General features: G+C 57.0%; 28 protein-coding genes and 1 tRNA gene. 11 read left to right on the forward strand and 18 right to left on the reverse strand.

What is annotated here, in order from left to right; translation table 11 throughout:
• Positions 1-86: 86 nt before the first annotated feature.
• On the forward strand, positions 87-566 hold the full coding sequence (locus SHM7688_RS13315) for an MmcB family DNA repair protein (protein WP_058240433.1): 480 nt from the start codon (positions 87-89) through the stop codon (positions 564-566).
• A gap of 47 nt (positions 567-613) precedes the next feature.
• Here the strand turns inward: SHM7688_RS13315 and SHM7688_RS13320 are convergent, their stop codons facing one another.
• Positions 614-802 carry a DUF6324 family protein gene (locus SHM7688_RS13320; RefSeq protein WP_058240434.1) on the reverse strand — a complete coding sequence of 63 codons (189 nt, stop codon included), beginning with the start codon at positions 800-802 and terminating at the stop codon, positions 614-616.
• A gap of 240 nt (positions 803-1,042) precedes the next feature.
• Here SHM7688_RS13320 and SHM7688_RS13325 point away from each other — a divergent pair.
• Positions 1,043-1,119 (forward strand) — tRNA-His (locus SHM7688_RS13325).
• A 189-nt stretch (positions 1,120-1,308) separates the two neighbouring features.
• Here the strand turns inward: SHM7688_RS13325 and SHM7688_RS13330 are convergent.
• Positions 1,309-1,632, reverse strand: coding sequence for a DUF6476 family protein (locus SHM7688_RS13330; RefSeq protein WP_058240435.1), 324 nt, complete (start codon positions 1,630-1,632; stop codon positions 1,309-1,311).
• Here SHM7688_RS13330 and SHM7688_RS13335 point away from each other — a divergent pair.
• The 3 genes from SHM7688_RS13335 to SHM7688_RS13345 all read left to right on the forward strand — a co-directional run bounded on the left by SHM7688_RS13335 (position 1,631) and on the right by SHM7688_RS13345 (position 4,834).
• Positions 1,631-2,659, forward strand: a complete 1,029-nt coding sequence (locus tag SHM7688_RS13335) for an RluA family pseudouridine synthase (RefSeq protein ID WP_058240436.1) — start codon at positions 1,631-1,633, stop codon at positions 2,657-2,659. The genes SHM7688_RS13330 and SHM7688_RS13335 overlap by 2 nt on opposite strands.
• Before the next feature lie 176 nt (positions 2,660-2,835).
• The gene (rpoH, locus tag SHM7688_RS13340; RefSeq protein WP_058240437.1) at positions 2,836-3,732 is read left to right on the forward strand and encodes an RNA polymerase sigma factor RpoH; all 897 of its coding nucleotides are present in this window, start codon (positions 2,836-2,838) and stop codon (positions 3,730-3,732) included.
• Positions 3,733-3,865: 133 nt separating this feature from the next.
• Positions 3,866-4,834 (forward strand): Gfo/Idh/MocA family protein, encoded by a 969-nt coding sequence (locus tag SHM7688_RS13345; protein WP_058240438.1) that lies wholly within the window; start codon positions 3,866-3,868, stop codon positions 4,832-4,834.
• A gap of 71 nt (positions 4,835-4,905) precedes the next feature.
• Here the strand turns inward: SHM7688_RS13345 and SHM7688_RS13350 are convergent, their stop codons facing one another.
• The 3 genes from SHM7688_RS13350 to prfA form a co-directional block, all read right to left on the reverse strand.
• Positions 4,906-5,535 carry a DUF4167 domain-containing protein gene (locus SHM7688_RS13350; RefSeq protein WP_058240439.1) on the reverse strand — a complete coding sequence of 210 codons (630 nt, stop codon included), beginning with the start codon at positions 5,533-5,535 and terminating at the stop codon, positions 4,906-4,908.
• A gap of 224 nt (positions 5,536-5,759) precedes the next feature.
• Entirely contained in the window at positions 5,760-6,593 is an 834-nt protein-coding gene (gene prmC, locus SHM7688_RS13360) for a peptide chain release factor N(5)-glutamine methyltransferase (protein WP_058240441.1), read from the reverse strand.
• Complete coding sequence (gene prfA, locus SHM7688_RS13365) at positions 6,590-7,639, reverse strand: peptide chain release factor 1 (protein ID WP_058240442.1); 1,050 nt, start codon at positions 7,637-7,639, stop codon at positions 6,590-6,592. Before prfA ends, prmC begins: the two co-directional genes overlap by 4 nt.
• A 61-nt stretch (positions 7,640-7,700) precedes the next feature.
• Between prfA and SHM7688_RS13370 the strand changes: the two genes are divergently transcribed.
• Positions 7,701-8,015 (forward strand): hypothetical protein, encoded by a 315-nt coding sequence (locus tag SHM7688_RS13370; RefSeq protein ID WP_058240443.1) that lies wholly within the window; start codon positions 7,701-7,703, stop codon positions 8,013-8,015.
• On the opposite strand, the gene SHM7688_RS13375 is transcribed toward SHM7688_RS13370, so the two are convergent.
• From SHM7688_RS13375 to SHM7688_RS13385, 3 genes are all read right to left on the reverse strand, one after another.
• Entirely contained in the window at positions 7,959-8,354 is a 396-nt protein-coding gene (locus tag SHM7688_RS13375) for a DUF1499 domain-containing protein (RefSeq protein ID WP_058240444.1), read from the reverse strand. The two genes, SHM7688_RS13370 and SHM7688_RS13375, sit on opposite strands and share 57 nt — an antisense overlap.
• 111 nt (positions 8,355-8,465) lie before the next feature.
• Entirely contained in the window at positions 8,466-9,446 is a 981-nt protein-coding gene (speB, locus tag SHM7688_RS13380) for an agmatinase (RefSeq protein WP_058240445.1), read from the reverse strand.
• Positions 9,447-9,614: 168 nt separating this feature from the next.
• Positions 9,615-10,775 carry a M20 aminoacylase family protein gene (locus tag SHM7688_RS13385; RefSeq protein ID WP_058240446.1) on the reverse strand — a complete coding sequence of 387 codons (1,161 nt, stop codon included), beginning with the start codon at positions 10,773-10,775 and terminating at the stop codon, positions 9,615-9,617.
• Between the two features lie 63 nt (positions 10,776-10,838).
• Here SHM7688_RS13385 and mazG point away from each other — a divergent pair, with 63 nt between their 5' ends.
• Positions 10,839-11,663, forward strand: coding sequence for a nucleoside triphosphate pyrophosphohydrolase (gene mazG / locus SHM7688_RS13390; RefSeq protein WP_058240447.1), 825 nt, complete (start codon positions 10,839-10,841; stop codon positions 11,661-11,663).
• Here the strand turns inward: mazG and SHM7688_RS13395 are convergent.
• Positions 11,660-12,679, reverse strand: coding sequence for a sterol desaturase family protein (locus SHM7688_RS13395; protein ID WP_058240448.1), 1,020 nt, complete (start codon positions 12,677-12,679; stop codon positions 11,660-11,662). The two genes, mazG and SHM7688_RS13395, sit on opposite strands and share 4 nt — an antisense overlap.
• An 87-nt stretch (positions 12,680-12,766) precedes the next feature.
• Entirely contained in the window at positions 12,767-14,173 is a 1,407-nt protein-coding gene (locus tag SHM7688_RS13400) for a DUF4856 domain-containing protein (RefSeq protein WP_058240449.1), read from the reverse strand.
• Between the two features lie 276 nt (positions 14,174-14,449).
• Between SHM7688_RS13400 and SHM7688_RS13405 the strand changes: the two genes are divergently transcribed.
• Positions 14,450-15,460: a Fe(3+) ABC transporter substrate-binding protein gene (locus SHM7688_RS13405; RefSeq protein ID WP_058240450.1), complete on the forward strand. Its 1,011-nt coding sequence runs from the start codon at positions 14,450-14,452 to the stop codon at positions 15,458-15,460.
• A gap of 99 nt (positions 15,461-15,559) precedes the next feature.
• Here SHM7688_RS13405 and SHM7688_RS13410 read toward each other — a convergent pair whose 3' ends face one another.
• Positions 15,560-16,009, reverse strand: a complete 450-nt coding sequence (locus SHM7688_RS13410) for a winged helix DNA-binding protein (RefSeq protein WP_149687242.1) — start codon at positions 16,007-16,009, stop codon at positions 15,560-15,562.
• Positions 16,010-16,062: 53 nt separating this feature from the next.
• Between SHM7688_RS13410 and SHM7688_RS13415 the strand changes: the two genes are divergently transcribed.
• Positions 16,063-17,547 (forward strand): multicopper oxidase domain-containing protein, encoded by a 1,485-nt coding sequence (locus tag SHM7688_RS13415; protein WP_083499062.1) that lies wholly within the window; start codon positions 16,063-16,065, stop codon positions 17,545-17,547.
• Positions 17,548-17,636: 89 nt separating this feature from the next.
• Here SHM7688_RS13415 and SHM7688_RS13420 read toward each other — a convergent pair whose 3' ends face one another.
• Both SHM7688_RS13420 and SHM7688_RS13425 read right to left on the reverse strand, forming a co-directional pair.
• The gene (locus SHM7688_RS13420) at positions 17,637-18,809 is read right to left on the reverse strand and encodes a dipeptidase (RefSeq protein WP_058240453.1); all 1,173 of its coding nucleotides are present in this window, start codon (positions 18,807-18,809) and stop codon (positions 17,637-17,639) included.
• A 108-nt stretch (positions 18,810-18,917) separates the two neighbouring features.
• Entirely contained in the window at positions 18,918-19,361 is a 444-nt protein-coding gene (locus SHM7688_RS13425) for a hypothetical protein (RefSeq protein ID WP_058240454.1), read from the reverse strand.
• 146 nt (positions 19,362-19,507) lie between these two features.
• On the opposite strand from SHM7688_RS13425, the gene SHM7688_RS13430 reads away from it, so the two are divergent.
• Positions 19,508-19,993 carry an NAD(P)H-dependent oxidoreductase gene (locus SHM7688_RS13430; RefSeq protein ID WP_058240455.1) on the forward strand — a complete coding sequence of 162 codons (486 nt, stop codon included), beginning with the start codon at positions 19,508-19,510 and terminating at the stop codon, positions 19,991-19,993.
• A gap of 6 nt (positions 19,994-19,999) precedes the next feature.
• Here the strand turns inward: SHM7688_RS13430 and SHM7688_RS13435 are convergent, their stop codons facing one another.
• The 5 genes from SHM7688_RS13435 to SHM7688_RS13455 form a co-directional block, all read right to left on the reverse strand.
• Positions 20,000-21,019 (reverse strand): isopenicillin N synthase family dioxygenase, encoded by a 1,020-nt coding sequence (locus tag SHM7688_RS13435; protein WP_058240456.1) that lies wholly within the window; start codon positions 21,017-21,019, stop codon positions 20,000-20,002.
• 89 nt (positions 21,020-21,108) lie between these two features.
• Complete coding sequence (locus SHM7688_RS13440) at positions 21,109-21,573, reverse strand: hypothetical protein (protein WP_058240457.1); 465 nt, start codon at positions 21,571-21,573, stop codon at positions 21,109-21,111.
• Between the two features lie 48 nt (positions 21,574-21,621).
• Complete coding sequence (locus SHM7688_RS13445) at positions 21,622-23,439, reverse strand: M3 family oligoendopeptidase (RefSeq protein ID WP_058240458.1); 1,818 nt, start codon at positions 23,437-23,439, stop codon at positions 21,622-21,624.
• Between the two features lie 187 nt (positions 23,440-23,626).
• The gene (locus SHM7688_RS13450; RefSeq protein WP_058240459.1) at positions 23,627-24,565 is read right to left on the reverse strand and encodes an alpha/beta hydrolase; all 939 of its coding nucleotides are present in this window, start codon (positions 24,563-24,565) and stop codon (positions 23,627-23,629) included.
• Entirely contained in the window at positions 24,565-24,855 is a 291-nt protein-coding gene (locus SHM7688_RS13455) for an SCP2 sterol-binding domain-containing protein (protein WP_058240460.1), read from the reverse strand. The genes SHM7688_RS13450 and SHM7688_RS13455 overlap by 1 nt, the downstream gene beginning before the upstream one ends.
• 238 nt (positions 24,856-25,093) lie before the next feature.
• Here SHM7688_RS13455 and SHM7688_RS13460 point away from each other — a divergent pair, with 238 nt between their 5' ends.
• Positions 25,094-25,552 (forward strand): tetratricopeptide repeat protein, encoded by a 459-nt coding sequence (locus SHM7688_RS13460; RefSeq protein ID WP_058240931.1) that lies wholly within the window; start codon positions 25,094-25,096, stop codon positions 25,550-25,552.
• Positions 25,553-25,576: the final 24 nt, after the last annotated feature.

The following is a 25,576-nucleotide window of genomic DNA, read 5'->3' on the forward strand; positions in this document are numbered from 1 at the left end:
AGAGGTGGGGCTGAAAAGGCCGGCGGATTCAAAGGCCAGCATATTCGGGGCTTGCAAAATGTTCCCTAAATGTTCACATTTATCCCATGTTTGAGGAAAACCCGCTCACTCCACAGCCCTCTTTGCAACCCGGCCAACTGCTGGCGCGGGGTGTTGCGCGGCATCTGCGCGGCCATGGGTTTGTCTCAGTAGAAGAATTTGTCCCCACGCGGGGTTTGCGGGTGGATGTCATGGCCTTGGGCCCCAAAGGAGAACTCTGGGTGATTGAATGCAAATCCAGCCGGGCGGATTTTCAATCTGACACAAAGTGGGAAGGCTATCTGGAGTGGTGCGACCGCTACTTCTGGGCGGTGGACACAGAGTTTCCCACAGATCTCCTGCCAGTGGGCAGCGGGCTGATCTTTGCGGACGCTTATGATGCGGAAATCATCCGCATGGCCCCTGAGGATAAGCTGGCACCCGCACGGCGCAAAAAGATCATTCAGAAATTTGCCACAGATGCCGCCCGCCGGCTGCAGCGTTACCGCGATCCCAAGCTTGCTCCAATGCCCGATGAGCAGACATAGCTGCGCTGCGATGGAGGGGCTGACCCCTCCGATGCTTTTTGGCTTGTTTACTTAGAGACCTGACGTGCGGTGGCTGCTGCGGCGCGGATTTCCTCGGCGATCTCTTCGGCTTCTTCGGGGTCAAAATCCATCGGGATCTCAATGCCCTTTGCCTCAATGTAGATGCGCACAAAGCCCTGATCTGTTGGGCCGATCTGCAGGTTGGCTTCGATCTCGCTTTCGGTGTTGATGCCCATGTGTTTTCTCCTGTGCTGCGCGCTCGCCTAGCCTGATCTGTCTTCAATAGCAAGAACTGCTGTTGAGGCATGGCTGCTCGCTTGCGCGGGCGTCGCGGTTGGTGGGCTTTTTACGGGTGTGGTCCTGAGGATAAAGTCTGCAAAAGGCCGCTCTCCAAAAAACTTATCAAACAATCTGCCAAATTCCTGTTTTAGGCGCTTGCATTCCCTGTGAGGGGGCGGTAAATCGCCCCTCACAGGGCCGCCTTAGCTCAGTTGGTTAGAGCGCTGGATTGTGGATCCAGAGGTCCCCCGTTCAAACCGGGGAGGCGGTACCATCACCCACCAAACAAACCCACGAATATAGCTTGTAGGCATGCCCGCACGCGTTTTGAGCATGTTGCGCGACAAGGTGGGCACATCCTGCGATACGCCAAGCCAACATCCCACGTTCTTTTGACCTGAAATACTCTGGGGGAAGCGCAGCCTGCTGCGCTGGGGGCAAAGCCCCCTCTAACAATGTCCCTTTACTCCTCGACAGTCGACCCAAACGCGCCGGGGGACAGAGTGATTTCCTGTCGCTGCGCACCGGTGATACGATCATGGATCAGGATACGGTTGTCTGTGGTGACAATCGCCACCCAGCCATCTCCCATAGTCACGGCCTGCGCCACCGCGCCATCCTCCAGAGTAAGATTTTCCGGCAGGATCGGCCCATCGTCACGGAAGCGCATGACAAGCAGCACGACCAGCGTTACAAGCCCGACAACCATAATCCCCGTCATGCCCGTTACCAACAGGCGCAGGAAGCGCAGGTTGGCTGGCTCAATTGGTTCTGGAGACTCATCCATGGCTCAGGCCCTTGTAGAATTTGTGATTGCGGAAGATCCGCCCAAGCGCCTTGATAAGGCGCTTTCCCGTGATGTGCCAGTGGAAGCCAGTCTCAGCCGCACCCGACTGTCCAAGTTGATCGGGGAGGGGGCCGTCACGGTGAATGGTGTCGTTGTGGCTGATCCCAAGCACAAAGTGGTGGGTGGGGAGACCATCGCCATAACCGTGCCGCTGGCAGAGGAAAGCCACATTGGCCCCGAAGACATCCCGCTGGAGGTGATTTGGGAAGATGCCGATCTGATCGTCATCAATAAACCTGCCGGTATGGTCGTGCATCCGGCACCGGGCACCCCCAATGGCACATTGGTCAATGCGCTGCTGCACCATTGTGGCGACACGCTGTCCGGTGTTGGCGGCATGAAGCGGCCGGGGATTGTGCACCGTATCGACAAGGAAACCAGCGGGCTTTTGGTTGTGGCCAAAACCGATGCCGCCCATCAGGGGCTTGCGGCCCAGTTTGAGGCACACACGGTGGAACGTTATTATCGTGCGGTCTGTTACGGGGTGCCTGACGCCAATGATCCACGTCTGCGCGGTGTGCGTGGGGTGAATTTTGAAACAGGCAACATCATGAAGGTCACCACCCATCTGGCGCGGCATAAAACCGACCGCCAGCGGCAGGCGGTGCTGTTTGAAGGCGGGCGTCATGCCGTCACGCGGGTGCGCATTGTGCAGCCTTTTGGCGCGCCTTCAGTGGCCTGCCTCGTGGAATGCTGGTTGGAAACCGGTCGCACGCATCAGATTCGCGTGCATATGGCCCACGCTGGGCATGGGCTGGTTGGGGATCCCGTCTATGGGGGGCGGCGCAAGCTGGCGGAGAAAGCCATTGGCGTCAAAGGCGCGGCTGCGGCCAAGGGGTTTGCCCGGCAGGCCCTGCATGCGGCGGTGCTTGGCTTTGAGCATCCCGTCACAGGAGAGCACCTGCGATTTGAGGCCCCTTTGCCGCAAGACATGGCGCAATTGATCGAGGATCTTGGCGGCGCCTGACGTATCAACTGGCTTTGCAACAAACTGCACATGCCTGTGAAAAATCGCGACAGCCATTCCAACAGGCCTGAAAAAAACCTAGTCTTGGAGTCAGAAATTAACGTGCAACGGTTGAAATGCCGTTAGCGCAACCTAAATGGATGTTAACGAGATAAACATCTAGGGAGGCAACTGAGATGAGCAACTATCAGAATCTGCCGGCACCGACTCCAGAGGGCGGGCTGAACCGCTATCTGCAAGAAATCCGTAAATTCCCGCTGCTTGAGCCGGAAGAAGAATACATGCTGGCCAAACGTTGGGTCGAAGAGCAGGACGCCGATGCGGCCCACAAGATGGTCACATCCCACCTGCGTCTGGCGGCCAAGATCGCCATGGGCTATCGCGGCTATGGTTTGCCGCAGGCGGAGGTGATCTCTGAGGCCAATGTGGGGCTGATGCAGGCCGTGAAGAAGTTTGACCCTGAAAAGGGCTTCCGTCTGGCGACCTATGCCATGTGGTGGATCCGTGCGAGCATTCAGGAATATGTGCTGCGCAGCTGGTCCATGGTGAAACTTGGCACAACCTCCGCTCAGAAAAAGCTGTTCTTCAATCTGCGCAAAGCCAAGGCGCGCATTGGGGCGCTCGAAGAGGGGGATCTGCGCCCTGAAAACGTAGAGCGCATTGCCAATGATCTTGGGGTGACCCAGGATGAGGTGATCTCTATGAACCGGCGCCTGTCTGGTGGCGACGCCTCTCTGAACGCTCAGGTTGGTTCTGAAGGCGAAGGCACCATGCAGTGGCAGGACTGGCTGGAGGATGAAACCGCAGACCAGGCAGGCGACTATGAAGCGCGTGACGAGCTTGAGGCGCGCCGCGAGTTGCTGGTTGAAGCGATGGAAGTGCTCAATGATCGTGAGAAGGATATTCTTACCCAGCGCCGTCTGGCCGAGAAAGCTGTAACGTTGGAAGATCTCAGCGGGCAATATGACGTGAGCCGGGAACGTATCCGCCAGATTGAAGTGCGTGCATTTGAAAAACTGCAAAAGCGCATGCGTGAGCTTGCAGGATCCCGTGGGATGCTTGCAGGCGCTTAAGCCGCTGACTGTGCGCCACGCTAAAAAGAAATCGCCCTGCAGCCTTTGGCTCCGGGGCTTTTTTATGTGCGGCTCTTGCCTGTGGTGTTGCGCGCCCATTAGGCTGCGAGCACCAGAGGGAGAGGGCGCTAACATGACAGATTCACCAATTCGCTGGGGCATATTGGGGGCCGCAAATTTTGCCCTGAAACACATGGGGCCTGCTCTTCATGCGGCTTCTGGGGCTGAGCTGGCAGCCGTTGCCAGCTCCAGCGCCGAGAAAGTGGCCAAATTCGCGCAATTTGCGCCGGGGCTGCGCCACCATGACAGCTATGACGCGCTTTTGGATGATCCTGAGATTGATGCGGTTTACATTCCGTTGCCCAACCATCTGCATGTGGAGTGGGGCATAAAGGCGCTTGAGGCGGGCAAGCCTGTGCTGATTGAAAAGCCGGTAGGGATGAATGTGGCCGAAATTGACCGGCTGATTGCGGCACGTGATGCGGCTGGCCTGCTGGCCGCTGAGGCCTTTATGATCATACATCACCCACAATGGCAGCGTGCCAAGGCTCTGCTTGAGAGCGGGGCCATTGGCAATTTGTGCCACGTGAACGCGGTCTTCTCCTACTTTAACGACGACGCTGGAAATATCCGTAATCAGGCCGACATAGGCGGCGGTGGCCTGCGGGACATCGGATGTTATGTGCTGGGCGGGGCGCGCTACGTGACAGGCCAAGAGCCCCTGTCATTGGACTACGCGCGCATTCAGATGCAGGATGGTGTCGATGTCTTTGCTGATATGGGGTTTGCCTTTGAAGGGTTCACGTTTCAGGGCTACACCGGCACTCGCATGGCGCCACGGCAGGAGGTGCATTTTCATGGAGACAGGGGTGTGATCAGTCTCAGCTGCCCCTTCAATGCAGGTGTGTTTGATCAGGCCGAGGTGGTCTTGTCGCGTCCGGATCTTACGCGGGAGGTCATGCGCTTTCCCGGCGTGAACCAATACGTGCGACAGGTTGAGGCCTTTGGCAGGGCGTTGCGGTCTTCTGAAAGCTATGCGTGGCCATTAGAGCAGGCGCGTGGCTTGCAGGCGATGATTGATCAGGTTCTGGCCCGCGCCTGATCCATAATAAAAACCCCCGATGGTATCATCGGGGGTTTCACAGCTTTTGTGAACGTCAAAGAGAGGGCTGCTTATTCAGCTGCTTTGCTCTCTTCTGCGGGCTTCGCCGGCTCGGCGCTGGCATTGCTTTTCTCTTCAGCTTTCGCGCTGGCCGCCGGGGCTTTTTTGCGTGGAGCACGCTTGCGAGGCGCTTTCTTCGGAGCCGGCTTGGGCTCTTCTGATTTTGCCTCCGGCGTTTCCACAAGGCCGCTCTCTGCTACATCGACGATCAGATCCGGTTGATCGGCTTCCGATGGATCCACCGCAAGCGCCATGGCGTCCGCTTCGGCCGCAGGCTGTGGCTGATCGCCATTGGCCTCACGTTCCTGACGCTCCATGCGCTCCCGGCGCTCGCGATCACGCTCTGCCTGGCGTTCCCGGTTTTGGCGCTCCTGTTCTTCGCGGCGGACTTCTTGCTCGCGCTGCGCTTCATTTAGCATGCGTTGGTAATGCTCCGCGTGCTGTTGGAAGTTTTCAGTGGCGACACGGTCATTGCTCAACTGCGAATCGCGCGCGAGTTGATTGTATTTGTCGATCACCTGCTGAGGGGTGCCGCGCACCTTGCCTTCCGGGCCGGAGCTGTCAAACACACGGTTGACGATATTCCCGGAGGGACGGTTGCGGTTTGACTTGTTCCGCGAACGTGACTTCGAAGATCTCATGTTTTCTGCAATCCAGCCTTGGTCAAATGCGGTCGCTCGTCCCGTTTCACGCCTCTTGCGCTCAAAATTTCCGGGGGCGACAAATTTTTGGCTTGATGTCTTTTCGGGACCGCCCGAAACCGGGCATCCACCAAAAGGACAGCAACTTGATATTGCGCCTTGGGACTTCGCACAAGGCCTTTTCGCACCGGAAACTTTCTAAATTCGCAATTTTGATGCGGAATTTACAGGTTTTGCCCGGTCACGACACGGTCACGCCCATCCAGATCCGGCAGAACGGCGATATTTTTCAGACCAGCGGCTTCAAAAAGCGCGGCCACATCGGTGCCTTGTTGCCAGCCAATTTCCACCATTAGCCAACCGCCGGAGGTGAGGTGAGCCGGTGCACCCGCTGCAATTTTGCGATAGGCCGTCAGCCCGTCCGCCTCATCGGTGAGGGCCATGCGCGGCTCATAAGACAGCTCCGGGGCCAGTGAGGGCATTTCCTCCAGTGCAATATAGGGCGGGTTGGAGACAATCAGGTCATAGGTGCCGCTGACATGTGCATACCAATCGCTTTGGATTAGTTCGACCCGATCCGCCACGCCCACTGCAACGGCATTTTCACGCGCCACGCTCAGCGCGCCCTGAGAGAGGTCGGTGGCAATGCCAGTGGCCGTTGGGCGCTCGGCAAGCAGTGAAAACGCGATTGCGCCCGTGCCTGTGCCAAGATCCAAAAGCCGAGAAAAAGGGCGCTCAAGTGCAGCTAAGATCAGCGCTTCGGTTTCCGGGCGCGGGTCCAGCGTGTCAGCAGTGACTTTGAAGTCATGTTTGTAGAATGCCCGCTGTCCAATGATATGCGACATTGGTTCGCGTGCCACACGGCGCGCCAGAAGCGAATTCAGTGTGGATTGTTGTTGCTCAGTGGCTGCTTCCCGCGCTTCCAGTGACAGCCTTGCGGCTGAAATCTCTGTGGCTTTTGCCACCAGAAGCCGCGCCTCTCTTCCAGGATCCTCAAAACCGACGGATTTCAACCGCTCAACTGCTTGCGCGATCAGCGCCGCGATGGTGAGGCTCACCCTTCCATCTCCGCCAGTGCAGTTGCCTGCGCATCTGCGGTCAAGGCATCAATGGTTTCATCCAGATCTCCGGTCATCACCGCATCCAGCTTATAAAGTGTGAGGTTGATGCGGTGGTCGGTCATCCTGCCTTGCGGGAAGTTATAGGTGCGGATGCGCTCTGAGCGGTCGCCCGAACCAACCTGACCGGCGCGCTCAGCGGCGCGTTCATCCGCCAGACGTTGACGTTCCAGATCAAACAGGCGGGTTTTGAGCACCTGCATGGCAATCTCGCGGTTGCGGTGCTGCGACTTTTCCGAGCTGGTCACGATGATGCCCGTGGGCAGGTGGGTGATGCGCACGGCAGAGTCGGTGGTATTCACGTGCTGTCCACCCGAGCCTGAGGCGCGCATGGTGTCTATGCGGATGTCATTGGCATCAATCTGGATGTCCACATCTTCAGCTTCCGGCAGCACAGCCACAGTGGCGGCAGAGGTGTGGATACGCCCGCCGCTTTCCGTGGTGGGCACGCGCTGTACCCGGTGCACGCCGGATTCATATTTCATGCGGGCAAAAACATTGTCACCGTTGATATGAGCGACAACCTCTTTGATGCCGCCCAGTTCGGTGGCGTTTTCTTCGAGGATCTCAAGCTTCCAGCCGCGCGCCTCTGCGTAGCGCTGATACATGCGCAGCAGATCTCCGGCAAAGAGCGCGGCCTCATCGCCGCCGGTGCCGGGCCGGATTTCCAAAATGGCAGGACGCGCATCTGCGGCATCTTTGGGCAAGAGCGCCAGTTGCAGCGCATGTTCGGCATCGGGCAGGGCGGCGCGCAATGCGGGCAGCTCTTCTTCTGCGAGATCTTTCATATCAGGATCGCCAAGCATGTCTTCGGCCTCGCCGATATCACTGACCAATTTCTGGTAGGCCTGCACCTGTTCCACCACAGGTTTAAGCTCAGCATATTCCTTGGCCAGCGCGGCAATATCGCCGCCGCCTTCGGCCATTTGCGCTTCAATAAACTCAAAACGCTGGGTGATCTGGAGAAGTCGCTCTATCGGAACCATGTCGCTAAGTGGGACAATCCGCGGATTTGGTCAAGAGCGTGTTGTGGTGTAGGATCACCCCATGACACGGTTTTTGGCGATGTTGGCACTCTTGGCCACGCCTGCTTGGGCGGATGGCGTCATTAATGGTGTGCCGGTGGATTGTTACTGCACCGACAAACAGGGCCAACGTGTTGAGGTGGGGGAAATGATCTGCCTTCAGGTGGATGGGCGCATGTTCATGGCGCAATGCCAGATGTCGCTCAATGTGCCTATGTGGCGCGAAATTTCACCGGGATGTTTGAGTTCGGGGCTGCTCAAGCCTTCCCCTTCAGCGCCTTTACAAAGCTTCGATCCAGCCGTCCACCCGCGCGGCATTCACGCCAAAATCCTTTAGGCCAAACCGCGACCGCCCGAATATTTTGAGCAGTTCGCCATCTTGAATTGCGGTGGTGTAATCCGGGTATCCCATCACTTTCGTGCGGGTGATGAAGGTGATCATGCCCTCTTCGACAGATCCGGCCAGCACGCTGGTATTTGGTGTTTGGGCGGCGATCTCTGCAAATTTGGCCAGCCCATCACTGCCCGTCACAACCATCCGGCGGACGCTGTTTTCAGAGTTGCTGTCATGGTTGATCTGGACATCGCGGTGCCATTTGGCCGGATCGCTTGGCGCCAGTCTCACATAGGCCAAGCCAGCTGCTAGGAATACAATCAGTCCAATTACGATCGCCATTTTTGCCCTCATTTCACAATACCCAGTGGTGAAGAATCATGAACAGTATACCCCACGGCGCGACAGAGCGGACGCCGTATCTGGCCGCAGGGTGGACAAACTCTTGCTGTTTCAGGTGGTTCCGTTGCGGCAGTTGCGACGGTTCCAGCCCCAAAGACAGATCAATTCAAGTGCCACATGCGCACCTGCAACGGCGGTGGCTCCGGTTGTGTCAAAGGGCGGGGAAACCTCGACAACATCGCCACCGACCATATTGATGCCAGCAATGTCACGTAAAATGATGCTGGCCTGCCCACTGGAAAGCCCGCCCCAGACCGGCGTGCCTGTGCCGGGCGCAAAGGCTGGATCAAGCCCATCAATGTCGAAGGTCAGATAGGTCGGATGCTCCCCGAGAATGCCTTTGATCTTTTCTGCGACAGCCACGGGGCCGTTCACATGCACTTCTCGTGCATCAATAATGTTAAAGCCCAGCGTGTCGGGATTCTCCGTGCGGATGCCCACCTGAACCGAACGCGATGGATCGACCAGACCGTCTTTGACAGCTTTGTAAAGCATGGTGCCGTGGTCGATGCGGTTGGGTTCATCATCCGCCCAAGTGTCGGTATGGGCGTCAAACTGCAAAAGACTCATCGGCCCGTATTTCTCGGCATAGGCCTTCAGGATGGGGTAGGTGATGTAGTGATCGCCCCCCAAAGCAATGCTGGCCGTGCCGCTGTCGAGAATGGTGCGAATGTGGTTGGTCAGTGTTTCCGGAAATTCCATCACGCGGGCGTAGTCAAAGGCCAGATCGCCATAGTCCACAATGCTGAGTTCGGTCATGGGATCATAGCCCCAGCCATAGGGCGGATCAAAAGCCTGAATGGCGCTGGCTTCGCGGATCGCACGGGGCCCAAGCCGGGTGCCCGGGCGATTGGTCACGGCCATGTCAAAAGGCACGCCAGTAACGGCGATATCCACGCCACTGAGATCTTTGCTATAGCGCCGTCGCAGGAAGGAAGTCGCCCCGCCAAAGGTGTTTTCAAAGCTCAGCCCGCGCCGCTTGTCGCGGGTGAAAGCATTGTCGACCTGGGTTTTGGCATCTTCGAGCGCCATGGGATGTCCTCATTTTCAAAATTTGATCAAATTTCGCAAATGGGACAAAAAGGTCAAGCCCAAAGAGTTCCGATGCTTCGTTGAGCGACCTATTTGTTGGGGATAAAGGTCCTTTACAGGGCGCTTCCTGTGCAAAGCGCCCTGTGGTGTTTGGGGGGAGGTGTTTGCTCAACGCGGCTGGGCTGTTTCTACCAGTTTGGCAAAAAACGACGCGCCGATGGGGGAAATCTCATCGTTGTAGTCAAAGGCGGGGTGGTGCAGGCCAGCGCCTTCCCCTGCGCCGAGGAACAGATAGCTGCCCGGACGGGCCTCCAGCATATAGGAGAAATCTTCCGCACCCATTTCCATGGGCTGGTTGGCATCGACATTTTCCGCACCTGCAATGGCGCGCGCCACATCAGCGGCAAAGGCTGTCTGGTCAGGGTGGTTGACCGTTGCTGGATAATCAATTTCCAGATCAAGTTCCGCTGTCAGCCCATAAGCGGCGGCTGTGCCTTGGGTGATTTCATGCAGACGGCGGTGGATCATCGCCTGCACGTCTTTGTCAAACGTGCGGATGGTGCCGTTGATGAAGCCGTCATCCGCGATCACATTGTTTGCGCTGCCGACGTGTATTTGGGTGACAGACACCACGGCTTCGTCGCGGGTGTCATGGTTGCGGCTGACAATGGTCTGGATGGCGTTGACCATGGCCACAGCCGCCACAACCGGATCGATGGTTTCCTGCGGGTAGGCGCCATGCCCGCCTTTGCCCTGAAGGCGAATGGTGAAAGTGTCCACCGAGGCCATGATCGGGCCGGGGCGGGTGTGAAAGCTGCCAACCGGCACGCCGGGCACATTGTGCAAGGCATATACCTCTTTCACATCAAAACGGTCCAGCGCGCCTTCTTGGACCATGATGTTGCCGCCGCCGCCATCTTCTTCGGCAGGTTGGAAGATCAACGCCACCCGGCCAGAGAAATTGCGGGTCTCCGCCAGATATTTTGCGGCCCCCAAGAGCATGGTGGTGTGCCCATCGTGGCCGCAGGCGTGCATCTTGCCATCAACAGTGCTGGCGTGATCCAATCCGGTGATTTCCTGCATCGGCAGCGCATCCATATCGGCGCGCAGGCCGATGGTGGGGCCGTCGCCTTGGCCGTTGATGAGGGCAACGATGCCCGTCTTGGCGATGCCTTCATGGATTTCATCCACGCCAAATTCTTTCAGCCGCTCGACCACGAAGGCTGCGGTTTCAAAGCAATCAAATGCCAGTTCTGGATGCGCGTGCAGGTGCCGGCGCCATGTTTTCATCTCTTCTGCGTAGTCTGCAATGCGATTTACAATCGGCATGACTGGACTCCCCTCACTCATTTCGCTCAGATGCCGTCAAACCAAAGACTGGAGCGCAGCGCAATGGCCGAAGATCCCCTTATCCTGAACCCGAATGGCGGCATGCCGCGTCTGCTTGAGATTATGCGGCGTCTGCGCGATCCGGAAACCGGCTGCCCTTGGGACATCGAGCAGGATTTTGGCACCATTGCGCCTTACACCATTGAGGAAGCCTATGAAGTTGCCGACGCGATTGAGCAGGAAGCCTGGGGGGAGTTGAAAGGGGAACTGGGGGATTTGTTGTTTCAGACGGTGTTTCATGCGCAGATGGCGCAGGAAAAGGGGTTGTTCAGCTTTGATGAGATTGCCGACACCATGTCTGACAAGATGGTGGCACGCCATCCGCATGTCTTTGGCGATGAAGATCGGGAGAAATCCGCTGAGCAGCAGGTCCGGGATTGGGAAGCCGTGAAGGCTGCGGAACGGGCAGGGAAGGCACAGGGTGGCACGCTTGATGGGGTGGCGCTGGGCCTGCCAGCCTTGCTGCGGGCGGTGAAGTTGCAGAAACGGGCGGCACGGGTCGGCTTTGACTGGCCCGATGTGTCTCATGTGCTCGAAAAGATTGTCGAAGAGGCCGGGGAGCTGGTGGAGGCGCGTGAGACCTTGACGCAGGCAGAGGTCGAAGAAGAGTTTGGTGACATGCTCTTTGTGATGGCCAACCTTGCGCGGCATTTGAATGTGGAGCCTGAGGCGGCGCTTAGGGCGACAAACGCCAAGTTTGTCCGGCGTTTTGAAGGGGTGGAGGCCAAGCTTAAAGCAAGGGGGAAGACCCCGCAGGAAAGTGATCTTGCCGAGATGGACGCGCTTTGGGACGTTGTGAAAGCAGAGGAGAAAGCGCGCCGCTCCTAGGCATCCTTGCGGGGGGCTGCCGGCGAAGAGCGTTTGGGCACTGTGTGCCACAAACGCGTGGCACGACGTTTGAAAAACCGCCCAATTTCTTTGAAAGGGCGGAAGTAGATCGTGCCAAGATCCGCTTCATAATCCGCATCCCGTCCGTCCAATCCAAATGTCAGATCCTTTTCTCGCTCAGAGAGGTGCAGCGAGCCAAACAGCCAGTCCCAGACCGCGAGGGCCGCGCCAAAGTTTTTGTCATGATGTTCTTCGGCAACGGAATGGTGCAATTGATGTTGCGCGGGTGAGATCAGAATGCGCTCCAGCCATGGCCAGTAGTGAATATCCACATGGCTGTGGCGTAGGTTGGATCCGGTTACATGGAAGGCGAAGACCAGCACATTGACGCCAACCACTGTGTAAAGATCCACGGTATTACCAAAGAGAAAGATAAACAGACCAATCGTGCTGCCCTGCGCCACGGCTCCGCGCGCGCCGTAGAGCACACCTTCAAGTGGATGCACACGGTAGACGGTGATGGGCGTCATGGTCGTTGCAGAGTGATGTACCTTGTGCAGTGACCAAAGCGCCGGCCAGCGGTGCATCCAGCGGTGCAGAAGGTATTTGGTGAAGTCATCCACCACAAACATGGTCAGTGAAAACAACGCCACAACCAAGGCTTTGGGCGTGTTGCCAAATGCGCCGGAGCGTATCCAGTCCTGATCGTGGAGCAGATAGAACATGCCTGTTGCAATGCCGACCTGTGTCAGTAGCAGCGGCGAAATAAACCCGCTGAACAGGCGGTTGAGCACAAAGATCTTGTAGTCGGCTTTGGCGGAGTTTGAAAAAAAGATGCGCTTGTCAAAGAGGCGCCGCAAGGAGCTGCGCTTGGTATTGTCTGGATTTCTGCGCCCCACCCACCACATCCAGACAAAGGCGATGACCAGAGACAGGAAGAGGTATCCGACAAACACCCGTTTGCGAGGATCTACAAAATCCTGAACGATCCAGATCAGATTGTCCCAAACTTCCATTGTCTATGTTCCCGCCAGTAAAGATCAGAAATTAAAAAAGGGCGCCCTGATGCAGGGCGCCCTCACGTCTTGCCCTATTGGCGAAGATTAGTCTGTTTCGGCATTGCTGTCAGAGGACAGTTTGCCAGCCAGAGACTCAAGATCTGCCGTTGCATCGTTGGTCAGGGATGCCAGACCAAAGGTGTCTTTAAGCAGTTTCTGTGCCTGCAGCATCTGCAGTTGGTAGTCGCTCCAGGTGGCGCGGCGCTCACGCAGGAAGTTGCCATCTGCGTCGATGCCGGTCACATAGGTGTTGTCCAGAGTGACAGGGCCGTAGCCGATCAGCTTGTTGAGCTCGGTTGCGGTGCCACCGAGGTTGTTTTTGCCGGTCTGCAGCGCCATAGCGAAGCCTTTCAGCTCACCCCAGTGCTTCACGTAGTTGCGGTACGCTTTGGCCAGCTCTTCGCCTTCCAGGGACCCCATTTTGGCGATGTCTTTGTAGACCGAACCCGCATATTTGAAGGTTGCTTCCGCCAGCACTTTTTCCCAGTTGCTCTCAATCACTTCAGCGTAGGCTTTCAACTCGCTGCGCTGTGCATCGGTCAGAGCTTCGCCTTTGGCGTCTGCGATCAACTGACGACCGTCAATGAAGGCCTGCATGATGGTGTGCATGTAGTTGGTGGACTGTGTGCCACCTTTGTCTGCGCCCGCAGCGTAGTAAGCCGGGCCGAACACATGTTCGGATTTCAGGTCCACCACACCGTCGCCGTCCGCGTCAGCTGCGGCCAGATCCTTGCCTTTGGCAATGCCGTAAGCCTGCTTTGGCGTCAGGCTCATGGTGTGTGCCGGGCCACCCCAGTAACCGAAAGCTTCATCCCAGGAATGCTCTTTGCCAGTGTAATACGCGCCGTCTTTGTAAGGCTTGTCGTTTGGCTTGTTGTCCGCTTCCAGCTTTTCGTCGAGATAGTTGTCGACGGCTTGGTTATACATCATGGCGCCCATGGTGTACTTGGAGATGATCTGACCCCAGTCATAACCGTTTTCTGCGTCAAAGCCGCCGTTGGATTGTGCCGCGTGTTTGATCATGTGCAGCACGGCCTCTTGGCCGGAGACATTGCCAGGCCACGCAGGCATTGCGCCATTGTAGAACTTGCCGGAGATGTTTTTGCCTTTGGAGATTTCGTTCACGGTGGATTGCTTTACCGGGAAACCGTCCTTGGAGGCAGGTGCCAGAATGGCGAGGTCTTCGTCGGAGCCGTTGAAGTAGGCCAGCAACATGGCTTCAACCTCTGCAGCGTTTGCGCCGCCGTCACCTTTGGCCGCGGCCTTCTTCAGGCTGTCATGCAGCGCGTGGCGCGCGATCTGGCCGGTGTAGGAGACAGAGTTTGTCTTGTCGCCTTCGTAACCTTTCACGGTCACGGGGAAGGGGCCATAGGTGTCAGCTGCGGTGGCGGCGGTTGCAATAAACGCACCTGCGACGAGGCTGGTTGTGAGTTTCAAAAGTGTTTTGGACATGAACTGTCTCCCGTCTCCCAACTTGAGCGTTATACTCAAGTTTTATCCTGACTGTTTCACTCGACGAACTGACGGGTTAAGTCAAGCAATTTTGTCGGAATTCTTCTCTTCACAAATCCGCGAGGTTGCACGGTTTCGATCAATAAAAGTTAATAATAACATAGCACTTATTCTGCGGGGCGCAGGCGTTTCGAGATGCGACAAGATAGATCAGTTGACCCGACAATTCCTCTCAGGTTTAAGCGCCATAAGGATTTTGAAACGTGGAGATGTGAAATGCGTTCCTTGAAGACCTTTGCCATGGCAGCCGCGCTTGGCGGTGTTGCGGTTCCGGCGCTGGCTGAAGAAGTCAATGTGTACTCCTATCGTCAGCCTGAGTTGATCAAACCATTGACGGATGCCTTTACCGAGGAGACAGGGATCAAGGTCAATGTGGCCTACCTCAAAAAAGGCATGGTTGAGCGTCTGGTGGCCGAGGGTGATCGTTCCCCTGCTGATCTGGTGCTGACTGTTGACATCTCCCGCTTGAATGCGGTGGTGGATGCTGGCGTGACACAGCCGGTCGTGAGTGATGTGATTGCGGCCAACGTGCCGGAAGCCTATCGCGATCCCGAAGGCCACTGGTTTGGTCTGACCACCCGTGCGCGCATCATCTATGCCTCTAAAGACCGTGTGGCTGACGGCGAAGTGACCACCTATGAAGATCTCGCAGACCCCAAATGGGAAGGCCGCATTTGCACCCGTTCGGGCACCCATGCCTACAACGTGGCGCTGACTTCTGCCGTTATTGAACATCATGGTGCGGAAGGGGCCAAAACATGGCTTGAGGGCGTGAAGTCCAACCTTGCGCGCAAACCGCAGGGCAATGACCGCGCGCAGGTCAAAGCGATCTGGGCCGGGGAATGTGACATCGCTGTGGGCAACACCTATTACATGGGCAAAATGCTCAAAGACAAAGAGCAGCAGGCCTGGGCGGATAGCGTGAACATCGTGTTCCCAACCTTCGAGGGCGCTGGCACACATGTGAACATCTCTGGTATCGCACTCACCAAGGCGGCACCCAATAAGGACAATGCCCTCAAGATGATGGAGTTCCTCACAGGGTCCAAGGCGCAGGAAGTCTATGCTTCTGCCAACTTTGAATACCCGATTGCACCAAATATGGAAGCCGATCCGCTGGTGCAAAGCTGGGGTGAATTTACGCCGGATGATGTGAACCTGATGACACTCGCAGGGCATCGCTCCGAGGCACTCAAGCTGATCGAAGAAGTTGATTTCGACGGCTGAAAACACCGTTTCCAATCGGTGGAAAGGCGGCCCCTGTGGCCGCCTTTTTGTTTTGTAATTCTCTGTAATTTCAGGGAGAGGTTGTGGGCATGTGGCGGATTACAGTGCCGCAAGTGAAAGTAGGCTGCGGCGCAATTCTTCCTTACCCGCCTCCCCAAGGGTTTCGCTAATCTCTGTTTCAATCAGGCGAATTTGCTCTGCAGCGATGGAACGCCAGCGCTGACCCTTGGCTGTGATGGAGACGATCTTGTCGCGTTTGCTGTTGGGATCTACGGCGACGGCAACCATGTCATGGCGGATCAGACGCTCCACCGCCTGCTGCGCGGCCTGGCGTGAGAACCCCATTTCCCGATGGATTTCAGACAACCGCACGGTGCGTCCGCGAAGTTGTGCAAAGAGGCGCATGTCCGCAGGGCGTACATCGGCAAACTCCGTATTGGCGCGGGCTGCATCCATTTGCCCGTTCCAGCGCGCGATTAATGTCATCATTATGCCTTTGATGTTTTGTCCCAGAAAGGCGCCGTCTTTTTTATCAATCATGGTTGACAAACTATTCTCATTTCCGATTTATCAATCATAGTTGATAATCCCCGGAGGGTGCAATGAACCGCAGAAGCTTTCTTAAGTCCGCAGGGGCCAGCGTGTTGTTTGCAGGAGGGAGGCTTGCGGGCGCGAGAGCTGCGTTGGCGCAGACCGCGCCGGGCCCCTTGCCGCTCATTTCGATGACGGATTTGACTGGCGGCATCACCGAGCGGATCCCGCTGCATCTTAAGGTTGGTCGGCATGATTTTGGCAATGGCGTGTTGAGCGATACGTTTGGGATCAATCAAGAATATCTCGGCCCGGTTCTGCGGGTCAAACAGGGGCAAACGCTGCCTTTTGATGTGCAAAACAGTATCGCGGACACATCTACATTGCACTGGCACGGCCTGCATATTCCCGGCGATGTGGACGGCGGCCCGCATCAGGAGATTGAGCAGGACGGGCTCTGGTCGCCGGATGTGCCAATTGTACAGCACGCGTCTATGAATTGGTTTCACTCCCATATGCACGGCAAGACTGCGCGTCAGACCTATACGGGGTTGGCTGGGGTGCTTCTGGTGGAAGATGACGCCAGCCTCTCGGCCGACCTGCCCAAAACATATGGCGTGGACGATTTCACGCTGGTGTTGCAGGACAAGATGTTCGGCGGAGATGGTAAAATGTCCTATGAGCTCTCCGGCGAAGTGTTCGAGGATGGTTTTGAGGCGGACACACTTGTCATCAATGGGGCCATTGCCCCTGTAGCGCAGGAGGTGCCAACAGGGTTGATCCGTTTGCGCATTCTCAATGCCTGCAATGCCCGGTTCCTGACGCTGTCCATGGCCACGGGGCCCGTCACGGTGATCGCATCTGATGGCGGTTTTCTTTCGGCTCCTGTGGAAACAGCCGAGATTTTGATGTCTCCGGGAGAAAGATATGAGATTCTGGTGGATATGGGACAGGCCGAGCGCAATGCGCTGAACGTTGCCTATGATGAGGGGGGATTGGGTTTTCTGGCTAATCTGTTTGGCGGGTCCCAGACCCTTACGGCGCTCATCTTGCAGCGCTCATCGCAGAAAGGTTTCACCGGGAGTATGCCAAAGCAGTTGGCGAATCTCGCGCCGCCGCGCCCCTATGATGCCACTGTGACACGCTCCTTTGAATTGCAGATGGATGTCGGCGCCGATCTTGCTGCGCTGGCATTGGCGTGGGACAACTTCTGTGGCAATGCGGGTGCCATGGCGATCAATGGTCTGCCCATGCAGATGGAGCGCATCGACGAAGAGGTGCGCAAGGGTGATACGGAAATCTGGCGCATCTCTGTGGATGACCAATTGCATCCGTTTCATATTCACGGCTGTTCTTTCCGCATCCTCACACAGAATGGCGCCCCGGCGCCGGCCTATGCGCAGGGATGGAAAGACATGGTGCATGTCGAGGAGGGCTGGTCGGAAGTCTTGGTGCAGTTTGACCATACTGCCCCTGCAGACGCGCCCTATATGTATCACTGTCATATTCTGGAGCATGAGGATTGTGGCATGATGGGGCAGTTCACGGTCAGCTAACATATGCGGCTGTCTCATATGGCAGTGTCTGAGAAAATATAAGCGCCCGAAGGAAGCTCCGGACGCTTTGCGCACTTTCGTAGTTCGCTTTATCCCAGCCGCGCGCGGAGCACCCGCAACATGTTTTGTCCCATGACTTTGCGAATTTGCGCCTCGCTCAAGTCCGCATCCATCAATGCTTGCGTCAGGGCTGCAAGCTCTGAGGTGTCAAAGGCTGTGGGCACGGAACCATCAAAATCCGACCCCAGCGACACGTGGTCTTCCCCAAGAAGATCCACCGCCGCCTTCACCGTTTTCGCAACACCCGCGGGGCTGTCATCGCAGGTTACATCCGCCCAATATCCGATGCCGACAACGCCCCCGGAGGCGACGATGTCTTGCATCAGAGCATCCTCATAGTTCCGTTTCACCGGGCAGTTGCCATAAATTCCCGTGTGGCTCACGATCAGCGGCATATTGGTCATCTCGATGACCTCCCGTGCCACGCGGGGGCTGGAATGGGCCAGATCAAGCACCAGATTGCGTGCCTCTACTGCCTGCACCACCTCACGGCCAAAAGGCGTCAGCCCTTTGTTGCCAATCCCATGCAGCGAGCCGCCGAGCTCGTTGTCAAAGAAATGCTGCAACCCGATGACGCGGTAACCGGCATCTTGAAGGTGTTGCAGGTTTTCGAGCTTGCCTTCCAGCGGATGCGCGCCTTCTATACCGAGCATGCTTGCGGTCACATTCTGCCCTGCGGCGCGGTCCGACAGAACCTGATCCAGCTCCGCAGCGGAGCGCACGATGCGCAATGCGCCCTCTGAGCCTGCTTCGGCCTTGTGCAGACGTTCCGCCTGATAGATCGCACGTTCAAAAATCGATCCCCATGTGCGGCTGGGCCAGAGCTGGCCAACCGCCAGCAGGGTGATGTTGTCGCGCGCATCGGCGGTGTTTTCGTCATAGTTTTGTCCAGCAGGCGATTTGGTCACTGCTGTGAAGACCTGTAGAGCTACATTACCCTCCTGCAGACGCGGCAGGTCCACCTGACCACGCTCGGCGCGTTTCAGAGGATCACGTTTCCACAGCAATGTATCTGCATGCCAGTCCCCAATGATCAGGTCCTCATGCAACGCTTGCGCGGCCGGGCTGACCGGGTAGGGCGCATGGTCGGCCACAGCGTTGCGAGATTTCTCTACATATCCGGGGGCGACAATCAAAAACAGGGCGACCGCCACCAAAGAGAGCAGCAAGAGCCGCCCCAGCCATTTCCCCAAAACGCGCATTATCTCTCCCCCGCATGCCTGTATGTTGAGGACAGCCTAGAAGCGGCGCAGTGTTTCACAAAGGGTGACGTTGGGGGACTTGGCTGACGTTACGGGAAGAGACCTGCCTCACTTCATTCGAACGCAGTTGATGGGGTCCCCACCGGGGGTGATCAACATGTAGTTTTCTGATGTGAACTGGACCTTGGCCGCACCTGCGGCCCCGTCCAGAAGGCTCATGCGCAGTCGTTCGGCATGGTCCGATTTGCGGGCGTCTTCCCCATCAATGGTGAAGGCATTGATGCTGGCGCCTACTGGTGTGTCGCTAAGTGTGCCCGCCTCAAAGACATAATCAGAGCGATAGCGAGCCTGTGCAAACACCTTCTGATCCACCCCAAGAAATGTGATGTTCACCAAAGCGTTCAGGCGGCCATTGGCATCAAAGGTCACATTGGAAAGCGCGGTGCTTTGCACCGTGTCACGCGCGCAGGTCCAGGTGCCAATCAGCGATTGCGCGGCGCTGGCGGAAGCGGTGGCGCAGATCAGAGCGCAGGCGGTTATTGCGGCTTTCATGGATGTGACGTCTCCTGTGATGATACCCAAAAGCACTTGAAACGATGCTTCGTCACATCCAAGGGTAGTCTAGAGTGATGCGCGCTTCAACGTGGCTCTGCGTTTGTTTGCAGACTGTGGTGGCGCTGTCGCAGGAAGGGGACGCTATGGCCGAAGTGCTGATCATTTATCATTCGCGCACCGGGGGCAGTCGCCAAATGGCACAGGCGGCTTTTGCGGGGGCTCAGCAAGAAGGGCAGGCCCGGCTATTGCGCGCTGAAGAAGCGCGTGCAGACGATCTCTTGTCAGCGCAGTGCTACCTCTTTGTGGCACCTGAAAATCTCGCCAGCCTCTCTGGCGCGATGAAAGAGTTTTTTGATCGGTGCTACTACCCGGTTTTGGGGCAGCTTGAGGGGCGCGCCTATGCGCAGATGATCTGTGCAGGCTCTGATGGGCAGGGGGCGGCACGGCAAGTGGCGCGTATTGCCACGGGCTGGCGCCTGAAAGAGGTGCAGCCGCCGTTGATCATCTGCACAAATGCGCAAACTGCCGAAGAGATCATGGCCCCAAAGACACTATCTGAGAATGACGTGCAGAAGTGTTTTGATCTGGGGGCTGCCTTGGCCGCAGGTCTGACGATGGGCGTGTTTTAGCCAGTTTTACAGCCCGTAGGACTCCCGCATCAGGGTGCCGATGTATTCCGCTGCACTGATCGGAGCATAGCGTGCTGGGCGCTCGGGAGATTTACAGTTGTCTAAAACGCCAAGCTCCCACAGTGGATTGGTGCTGGCAAAAAAGGGCAGGGAGTAGCGCTCCAACCCAGTGCGATTGACCACACGGTGAAAAGTGGAGCGATAAAGATCGTTGGTCCAGCGCTGCAACAAATCGCCCACATTCACCACAAACCCTTCTGGCATCGGCGGCACGGCAATCCAGTCATCCGCGGCGTTCTGCACCTCCAGTGCGGGCACAGGGCCTGTCGCCACAACGGTAAAGACGTCGTAGTCAGAATGTGCGCCAATCCCCATGATTTTCTCGGGATCATAGACCGGTGTCTGCGGCGGATAATGTGCCAGACGCAGCTCGGCAATGGGTCTCGTGATATGGGGATCAAAGAAATCTTCCGGCAGATCCAGCGACAGGGCAAATCCCCGAAACAGCCGCGCGCTCAGGGCGACCATCTCGCGGTGATAGGCCATTACAGGGGGGCGGAAGTCTGGCAGATCTGGCCACTGGTTAGGGCCACAGCCATAGGTGCCGGCCAGTGTATCCGGGTCTTCCGGCCCCAGATCAAGGGCGAGATCAAAATGCTCATGCAGATCGCCGTCATTGTCCGGATCCGTATTTTCCTCAAGCAGCCCGCCATAGCCGCGCAGCAGTGGCGAGTTTTTCACAGAGACTTTGCGCTTTTCCGCCTCAGGCAGCGCAAAGAACCGTTTGGCGGCGGCAAAGGCGCCTGCCTGCACCTCCATGTCCACACCATGGTCTGTGATCTGAAAGAAACCCACTTGCATGCAGGCATCACGAATTTCATCGGCGACGGCCTGTTTGGCGTCGGTATCGCCACCAAACAACGGCGCGAGGCTGATCACTGGAATGGAGGTGAACGTCTCGGTCATTTCTGCGCCGGCCAGAAGTCGGGAGGCATTGCGGGATTTGATATCAAGCTGTTCGTCCACAGGCGATCTCTTGTTTGGCGTTTGTTGTTGCGCGCACCCTATCTGGATGGCGCAGGGGGGCAAGTGGTCTGGCCTATGATCCGTGTGCGTCAGGAGCCCAGATAGGCCGCATCTCTGCTGCAGACGATGTCGCGCCCCTCTGCACGGATTATCAGATCGGTCGCTGTCAGCGTGGTCACCTTTGCTTGAACGTTGTCATCTTTCATCAGGAATTCCTTGAGCATTTTGGCTTCTTCGCCTTTGGAAATGTCCTCTCCGTCGGCGGTGAAGCTCAGGATGCGCGCACGCATTGGCGTGTCGGTCAGGATGCCCTCTTCGGTGAAATTATAGCGGCTCTTGTATTTGGCCCGAGCGCGCACATCGAATTCCGGCACAAAATAGGTGATCCGCATATCCGCGAGCATGATGCCGTTCTTTTTGAACTCGATCGTTGACACAGCCTGACCTTCGGTGTCCTTGTCCAGACAATGCCAGGTGCCCAGCAGGCTCTGAGCCGTTGCTGGCAGGGCCAAAGTCAAAGTGGTTGCAGCGGCGCAAACAGCCAATTTTATCATTACGTCACCTTTGAGAAAAAGCCGGGGATCAGGCCCCGGCTTTTGTCTTTACTCCATCGCTTCCAGCTCGTCGATCATATCTGAGATCATCGACAGGCCTTTGCCCCAGAAACTGGGATCTGAGGCATCCAGCCCGAAGGGAGCGAGCAGCTCTTTGTGATGCTTGGATCCGCCCGCTTTGAGCATGTCAAAATACTTGTCCTCAAAGCCTTCGCCGCCTTCGGCATAGACTGCATAAAGCGCGTTCACGAGACCGTCGCCAAAGGCATAGGCGTAAACATAGAAGGGCGAATGCACGAAGTGCGGGATATAGGCCCAGAAGGTTTCATAGCCTTCCATAAAGTCAAAGGCTTCGCCAAGGCTTTCCGCCTGCACCGACATCCAGAGCGCATTGATATCTTCTGGTGTCAGCTCACTTTCACGGCGCGCGGCGTGCAGTTTGCATTCAAAGTCATAGAAGGCAATCTGACGTACCACGGTGTTGATCATGTCCTCCACCTTGCCCGCCAGCAGAATTTTGCGCTGCTCCTTGGTTTCGGCTTTGTCCAGCATGGCGCGGAAGGTTAGCATTTCGCCAAAGACGGAAGCGGTTTCTGCCAGCGTCAAAGGCGTGGAGGAGAGCATTTCGCCCTGTTCTGCGGCCAGCACCTGATGCACGCCATGGCCCAGTTCATGCGCCAAGGTCATCACGTCGCGCGGCTTGCCCAGATAGTTCAGCATCACATAGGGGTGCACGCTGGTCACGGTGGGGTGTGCAAAGGCTCCTGGCGCTTTGCCCGGCTTCACGCCCGCATCAATCCAGCCTTTGGTAAAGAACGGCTCTGCCAGCTCCCCCATGCGCGGATCAAAGGCGTTATAGGCCTCCATAACGGTTTTCTGCGCCGTGGCCCAATCCACAGTGGAGGGATCTTCCATCGGCAGCGGCGCGTTGCGGTCCCAGACCTGCATACGGTCCAGACCCAGCCACTTGCGCTTCAGCTCATAATAGCGGTGCGACAGTTTGGGGTAGGCGGCCACAACCGCATCGCGCAGCGCTTCAACCACCTCGGCTTCCACATCGTTGGACAGGTGGCGGCCTGTCTGTGCGCTGGGCATATTGCGCCAGCGATCCACAACTTCTTTCTCTTTGGCGGCGGTGTTGTGCACGCGGGCGAAGATTTTGATGTTGTCGTTAAACACGCGCGCCAGTTCATGGGCGGCGGCCTCACGCTTGCTGCGGTCCGGATCGGTCAGGAAGTTCAGCGTGCCTTCGATGTTGTACTCTTCGCCGAGCACGTCAAAAGTCAGGCCTGCGATGGTTTCATCAAACAAACGCTCCCAGGCGTCGCCCACCACGCCAAGATCATGCAGGAATTTCTCAAGCTCATCAGAAAGCTGATGTGGTTTCATTGCGCGAATGCGGCGGAACACCGGCTCATAGCGCGCCAGTTCTTCGCTTTCTGCAAAGGCTGCGGCCAGTTTTGCATCATCGATGCGGTTCAGTTCGAGTGTGAAAAACACCAGCGGCGTGGAGAAATTGGTGAGTTTCTCCTGCATATTGGCCATGAACTGTGCCCGCTCGGCATCTGTGGTGAGTTGATAGTAGCGCAGACCGGCATAAGACATGATGCGGCCAGAGACTTGCGAGATTTTTTCGTTGCGCTGCACACAGTTCAGCAGGTCAGCCGCAGACAGATCCGCCAGCTTGCCCTCATAATCCGCTGCAAAGGCTGCGCATTCCCCTTCCAGCCACTCCAGATCCGCAATCAGTTCTGGCGCGTCGTCCCCGGCATAGAGATCGCTCAGATCCCATTCTGGCAGATCGCCAAACTCTTGGGAGCCTGCGGCGGCATTGGCATCGCGGACTGGGAAAGGAAGGTTGAGCATCAAAGCCCCCTGTGTTGAGAAAAATCTTGATGCTCAGATAGGCAGAGCAGCGGGGGAGGTTCAAGAGGGGTGCGGGGTTTGAGTGGCAAAGAGCAGTTGTGAGCGGCAAGAAGGGGCCAGCCCCTCTGTCGCAGCAAGCTGCGCCATTCACCCCGGGATATTTAGGATCAAATGAAGCGGGCAGCGCTTATGTGTGAGAGGCAAAGAACTCTGCGGCAGCATCAAAAACATGACGTCTTGTCTGGGGCACTTCCATCATTACTTCGTGCTCCCCTTTTGCGATCACGTCGAGCGTGCCGTTGGGCCAGCGCGCCATTCGGTCATGAATGTCCTGCGTGTCGACAATAGCTTCATCGGTGCCCAAGAAGGTCAGGCAGGGTGTGCCTGGAGAAGTCTGTGTGCGCAGGTCTAGGCATTCCTGGAGGGCAGCATTGAGCCAACGCAGGCTGGGGCCAGCGAGGCTGAGCGCTGGATAGCTGCGCATCTGACGCTGCATATAGGCATACATGTCGGCATCTTTGGTGAGGTCATTGTCCTGAAAGCTCTGATCCAGAACATAGGTGGTCGCGCTGGTGCCAGGGGCCAGCTGTGTGCCAAATCCAAAGGGCGTAGCAAGCGTGCTGAGCGCCCAGGCGGCGGGCCTTAGAAACGGGGATATGCGGATGCCCCACATCGGTGCGCTGAAGGCCGCAGCGGCCACAGGCAAATCTTGCAGAAGCGATCGCAGACCGATGCAGCCTCCCATGGAATGTCCCAGAAGATAGAACGGTTGGGGCAGGTCCAGATCCCGTAGAGCGGTCATAACAGCGGCAACGTCACGCTGGTAATCGGCGAAATCGACCACATATCCTGCGTAGTCAGGCTTGACCAATCGATCCGCAAGCCCTTGGCCGCGCCAATCAATGGCCACCATGGCAAAACCGCGCGCCGCAAAATCTTGCGCCGCACGGCCATATTTTTCGATGTATTCCGTTCGGCCCGGAAAGAGCAAGACGGTGCCTTTCGCCGCCTCTTGCGGCCAAAAAGCAAAGCGCAGGCGCACCCCGTCATCTGCGGTTACCCAATATGCAGAGGCCTCAGGGCCCTCGGCAACGTCGTGATGATACGGTGCGCTCTGCAGGGGCATCAGGACAGAACGCCGCCCAGTTTCATGGCTGCGCCCATGTCACCATCAATGGTCAGCTTGCCGGACATGAAAGCCGCAGTTGGGTTCAGTTCCCCTTCGAGAATCGCCTGGAAGGTTTCCACATCGGCGGTCATGGTCACATCGGCTTCGTCGTCGCTTGCACGCACGCCGTCGCTGTCAATGACAATCGCACCTTCACCTTCGATGGCAAACTTTGCAGAGCCGTCAAAACCTGCACCACCCAGTTTTTCAGTCAGGGCAGCCACAGCACCAGTTACGATATCGCTCATATACTTGATCCTTCACTTTGTTGTGCGCATCTTGGGTTTGTTACGCGCAAGGTCTACAATGATTTACGTTATGGTCAACTTAAAGCAGCTTCTCAAACTTACCGTTGCGGCATCTGTTGTGACAACGGGTGTTTTTCTCCCTTTTGGGGGCTTCGGCAATGCCTTTGCACAAGAGGCAGTTGTCACGGAGCCTGAACACGATTCGAAGGGATCGGGCAAACAGCAAGAGGTGCAGGATATGCTGAGATCTCTGTCCTCAGTTGGGCCTGATCAGGCCGGGCATGTCGCCCAACGGATCCGGCATGTCTGGGACGCCTCCGGCTCTGCAACAGCGGATTACCTATTGCGTCGCACGCGCAAGGCTTTTGAAGCGGGTGATCTTGAGGCTGCGCTGGAACATGCAACTGCGCTGGTGGATCACGCGCCGGACTTTTCACAGGGGTGGGCGGAACGGGCGCGTATTTACTACATGTCGGATCTCTACGGACCTGCGCTGGGCGATTTGGAGCAGGTGCTCAGCCTCAACCCACAGCATTTTGACGCGATTATGGGTTTGGCCATTTTACTGGAAGAAATCGGGAAGGCCAAAGATGCCTATGAAGCCTATCTACAGGTCAAGGCTATACATCCTCATCAGGCAGGCCTAACAGAAGCCCTGCAACGACTCGAGCCACAGGCGCGTGGTCAGGAGCTCTGAAGAACGGATAGAACGGACGCAGGC

It is taken from the genome of Shimia marina, assembly GCF_001458175.1.
Taxonomy (GTDB): domain Bacteria; phylum Pseudomonadota; class Alphaproteobacteria; order Rhodobacterales; family Rhodobacteraceae; genus Shimia; species Shimia marina.

What these genes read in the sequence shown, in the direction of transcription:
- SHM7688_RS13315 (WP_058240433.1), top strand. Translation starts at nt 87, where the DNA reads ATGTTTGAGGAAAACCCGCTCACTCCACAGCCCTCTTTGCAACCCGGC.
- SHM7688_RS13320 (WP_058240434.1), bottom strand. Translation starts at nt 802, where the DNA reads ATGGGCATCAACACCGAAAGCGAGATCGAAGCCAACCTGCAGATCGGC.
- SHM7688_RS13335 (WP_058240436.1), top strand. Translation starts at nt 1,631, where the DNA reads ATGGCTCAGGCCCTTGTAGAATTTGTGATTGCGGAAGATCCGCCCAAG.
- SHM7688_RS13330 (WP_058240435.1), bottom strand. Translation starts at nt 1,632, where the DNA reads ATGGATGAGTCTCCAGAACCAATTGAGCCAGCCAACCTGCGCTTCCTG.
- rpoH (WP_058240437.1), top strand. Translation starts at nt 2,836, where the DNA reads ATGAGCAACTATCAGAATCTGCCGGCACCGACTCCAGAGGGCGGGCTG.
- SHM7688_RS13345 (WP_058240438.1), top strand. Translation starts at nt 3,866, where the DNA reads ATGACAGATTCACCAATTCGCTGGGGCATATTGGGGGCCGCAAATTTT.
- SHM7688_RS13350 (WP_058240439.1), bottom strand. Translation starts at nt 5,535, where the DNA reads ATGAGATCTTCGAAGTCACGTTCGCGGAACAAGTCAAACCGCAACCGT.
- prfA (WP_058240442.1), bottom strand. Translation starts at nt 7,639, where the DNA reads ATGGTTCCGATAGAGCGACTTCTCCAGATCACCCAGCGTTTTGAGTTT.
- SHM7688_RS13370 (WP_058240443.1), top strand. Translation starts at nt 7,701, where the DNA reads ATGACACGGTTTTTGGCGATGTTGGCACTCTTGGCCACGCCTGCTTGG.
- SHM7688_RS13375 (WP_058240444.1), bottom strand. Translation starts at nt 8,354, where the DNA reads ATGGCGATCGTAATTGGACTGATTGTATTCCTAGCAGCTGGCTTGGCC.
- speB (WP_058240445.1), bottom strand. Translation starts at nt 9,446, where the DNA reads ATGGCGCTCGAAGATGCCAAAACCCAGGTCGACAATGCTTTCACCCGC.
- SHM7688_RS13385 (WP_058240446.1), bottom strand. Translation starts at nt 10,775, where the DNA reads ATGCCGATTGTAAATCGCATTGCAGACTACGCAGAAGAGATGAAAACA.
- mazG (WP_058240447.1), top strand. Translation starts at nt 10,839, where the DNA reads ATGGCCGAAGATCCCCTTATCCTGAACCCGAATGGCGGCATGCCGCGT.
- SHM7688_RS13395 (WP_058240448.1), bottom strand. Translation starts at nt 12,679, where the DNA reads ATGGAAGTTTGGGACAATCTGATCTGGATCGTTCAGGATTTTGTAGAT.
- SHM7688_RS13400 (WP_058240449.1), bottom strand. Translation starts at nt 14,173, where the DNA reads ATGTCCAAAACACTTTTGAAACTCACAACCAGCCTCGTCGCAGGTGCG.
- SHM7688_RS13405 (WP_058240450.1), top strand. Translation starts at nt 14,450, where the DNA reads ATGCGTTCCTTGAAGACCTTTGCCATGGCAGCCGCGCTTGGCGGTGTT.
- SHM7688_RS13415 (WP_083499062.1), top strand. Translation starts at nt 16,063, where the DNA reads ATGAACCGCAGAAGCTTTCTTAAGTCCGCAGGGGCCAGCGTGTTGTTT.
- SHM7688_RS13420 (WP_058240453.1), bottom strand. Translation starts at nt 18,809, where the DNA reads ATGCGCGTTTTGGGGAAATGGCTGGGGCGGCTCTTGCTGCTCTCTTTG.
- SHM7688_RS13425 (WP_058240454.1), bottom strand. Translation starts at nt 19,361, where the DNA reads ATGAAAGCCGCAATAACCGCCTGCGCTCTGATCTGCGCCACCGCTTCC.
- SHM7688_RS13430 (WP_058240455.1), top strand. Translation starts at nt 19,508, where the DNA reads ATGGCCGAAGTGCTGATCATTTATCATTCGCGCACCGGGGGCAGTCGC.
- SHM7688_RS13440 (WP_058240457.1), bottom strand. Translation starts at nt 21,573, where the DNA reads ATGATAAAATTGGCTGTTTGCGCCGCTGCAACCACTTTGACTTTGGCC.
- SHM7688_RS13445 (WP_058240458.1), bottom strand. Translation starts at nt 23,439, where the DNA reads ATGCTCAACCTTCCTTTCCCAGTCCGCGATGCCAATGCCGCCGCAGGC.
- SHM7688_RS13450 (WP_058240459.1), bottom strand. Translation starts at nt 24,565, where the DNA reads ATGCCCCTGCAGAGCGCACCGTATCATCACGACGTTGCCGAGGGCCCT.
- SHM7688_RS13455 (WP_058240460.1), bottom strand. Translation starts at nt 24,855, where the DNA reads ATGAGCGATATCGTAACTGGTGCTGTGGCTGCCCTGACTGAAAAACTG.
- SHM7688_RS13460 (WP_058240931.1), top strand. Translation starts at nt 25,094, where the DNA reads ATGCTGAGATCTCTGTCCTCAGTTGGGCCTGATCAGGCCGGGCATGTC.